We start from the raw sequence: 2,765 nt of genomic DNA on the forward strand, positions 1-2,765 counted from the left end.
TCCCACGCCACCCGCCGTACCACAACACCCCTTCGACGGGCCGCCAGCGGCGACGGTCCGGCCCCTGGAGTACGACGTGAGCACACATCCGTCCCGCCCCGACCTCAACCTCGACGTCCTCGACGAGATCCAGCGACGGGTGCTCTGGCTCGCCACCCGGATCGTCGACGCGGCCAACCACGACCGGGTCACCGGTGACGGGGTCAAGGTCGGTGGGCATCAGGCGTCCAGTGCGTCCCTGGTCACCGCGATGACCGCGCTGTGGTTCGCGCACCTCGACCAGGCCGACCGGGTCGCGGTCAAGCCGCACGCCTCGCCGGTCTACCACGCCGTGCAGTACCTGCTCGGCAACCTGGACCGGTCGTACCTGCCCCGGCTGCGCGCCCGGGGCGGCCTCCAGTCGTACCCGTCCCGCACCAAGGACCCGGACGGGGTGGACTTCTCCACCGGCTCGGTGGGGCTGGGTGCGGCGGCCCCGCTCTTCGCCGCCGTGACCCGCCGGTACGTCGACGCGCACTTCGGTGACCGGCCCCGGTCCCGGTTCGTCGCCATCATCGGGGACGCCGAACTGGACGAGGGGAACATCTGGGAGGCCGTCGCCGACCCGGCCACCACCGGACTCGGCAACGTCATGTGGCTGGTCGACTTCAACCGGCAGTCGCTGGACCGGGTCGTACCGGGCATCCGGATCGACCAGTGGCGCCGGCAGTTCGAGGCGGCCGGCTGGCACGTGGTCGAGGTCAAGTACGGCCGGAAGCTGGCGGCGGCGTACGCCGAGCCGGGCGGGGAGCACCTGCGGGCCTGGATCGACCGGATGCCCAACGAGCAGTACCAGTCGCTGTTCGGCCTGACCGGTGCCGCGCTGCGCCGGCAGTTCCTCGACGGCGCCCCGGCCGAGGTGGCGGAGTTCGTCGCCGGCATCGACGACGCCGAACTCGGCCCGCTCGTCACCGACCTGGGCGGGCACGACCTGACCGCCATGCTCGACGCGTACGCCCAGTGCGACGCGGTCACCGACCGGCCGAGTGTGGTCTTCGCGTACACCGTCAAGGGCTGGGGGCTGCCGATCGCCGGCAACCCGCGCAACCATTCCGCGCTGCTCAGCGTCGAGCAGGTCGACGCGCTGCGCGCCGCGCACGGGCTGACCCCCGACACCGAGTGGGACCGGCTCGACCCGGCCTCACCCGCCGGGGTCTGGGCGGCGTCACGCCGGGAGGAACTGGCCCGGCCGCCGCGCGAGCAGGCCCTGCCGATCGCGGTGCCGGAGACCACCCGGGTACGCGCCAACAAGCCGATCTCCACCCAGGAGGTCTTCGGCCGGGTACTGGTCGACCTGGCCCGGGACGAGCAGGTCGCGCCGTACCTGGTGACCACCGCACCGGACGTCGCCACCTCGACGAACCTGGCCGGTTTCATCAACAAGACCGGTGTCTTCGCCCCCAGCGCGCAGCGTTCCTGGTCGGAGGACCGGATGCTGCGCTGGACCGAGGGACCGTCGGGTCAGCACATCGAGCTGGGCATCTCGGAGATGAACCTCTTCCTGCTGCTCGGTCAGCTCGGCCTGTCCTGGGACCTGTCCGGCCAGCCGCTGCTGCCGGTCGGTACGGTCTACGACCCGTTCGTGCTGCGCGGTCTGGACGCCTTCCTCTACGGCACCTACTCCGGGTCCCGGTTCGTGGTGGCCGGTACCCCGTCGGGGGTCACGCTCGCTCCGGAGGGCGGCGCCCACCAGTCGACCATCACCGCGTCGGTGGGGCTGGAACTGCCCGGGGTGACCTTCATCGAGCCGGCGTACGCCACCACGCTGGACTGGCTGCTCTGCGACGCGCTCGGGCAGATCGCCGCCGGCCCGGCCCGGACCACCACGGCCGCGCCGACCGAGGACGGGGCGTACTACTTCCGGCTGACCACCCGACCGGTCGACCAGGCGCCGTTCGAGGCGGCCCGCGCCCGGATCGGGGACGCGGTGCTGCGCCGGCAGGCGGTCGCCGGGGCGTACCGGCTGGTGGACGCGCACCAGGCGTACCCGGAACTGGCGGACGCCCCGGTGGTGCACCTGGCCGCCTCCGGTGCGGTGCTGCCCGAGGTGCTGGCGGCGGCGGCCGAACTCGCCGACGAGGGTATCGCCGCGCACGTCGTCGACGTGACCTCGCTGGACCGGCTCTACCGGGCCTGGCAGCGGACCCTGCGTCAGGGGGTACGGACGGCGACCGTGCCGAGCGTGCCCGGGGTGCTGCGGGCGGCGTTCGCCGAGCGGGCGCCGGTGGTGACCGTGCACGACGCCGCGTCGCACGCGATGGCCTGGCTCGGGTCGGCCCTCGGGGTGCCGGCGGTACCGCTCGGGGTGGACGAGTTCGGCCAGTCCGGCACGGTGCACGAGCTGTACGAGCTGCACGACCTGCTGCCCGGCAGCATCGTCAACGCGGCCCTGGCTGCCCTGTCGCTGCGCTGACCTGGTTGCCGCTGCGGCGCCCCGGTTGGCCGTTGCGGTGCTTGCCGCACCGGCCGGCAGGCCCTCACCACGCTCCCTTTGCTCTGCTTCAGTCACGGCAACACTTCAGGAAGCGGAATGTTGCCTCCGCTGAAGCAGAGCAAAGGGAGCAGGTGAGTCCCTCGTGGTCCACCCCAGCCCCCGTTGATCATGAAGTTGTTGTCATCGGTGCCGGCGTGGCGCGACAACAACTTCATGATCAACGGGGCGAAACAGGGGCGAAACAGGGGCGAAACAGGGGCGCAACGCGGCGGGAACGGGACGCGGTCGGTGG

General features: G+C 72.3%; 2 protein-coding genes. One reads left to right on the forward strand and one right to left on the reverse strand.

The window, feature by feature from the left end; translation table 11 throughout:
• Positions 1-76: 76 nt before the first annotated feature.
• Entirely contained in the window at positions 77-2,452 is a 2,376-nt protein-coding gene (locus GSF22_RS32630) for a transketolase-like TK C-terminal-containing protein (protein ID WP_208817761.1), read from the forward strand.
• Positions 2,453-2,544: 92 nt separating this feature from the next.
• On the opposite strand, the gene GSF22_RS32635 is transcribed toward GSF22_RS32630, so the two are convergent.
• Positions 2,545-2,765 (reverse strand): hypothetical protein (locus GSF22_RS32635; protein ID WP_208817760.1); only part of this gene is annotated, 221 nt, incomplete at its 5' end.

The organism is Micromonospora echinofusca, from assembly GCF_017614955.1.
Classification (GTDB): domain Bacteria; phylum Actinomycetota; class Actinomycetes; order Mycobacteriales; family Micromonosporaceae; genus Micromonospora; species Micromonospora echinofusca_A.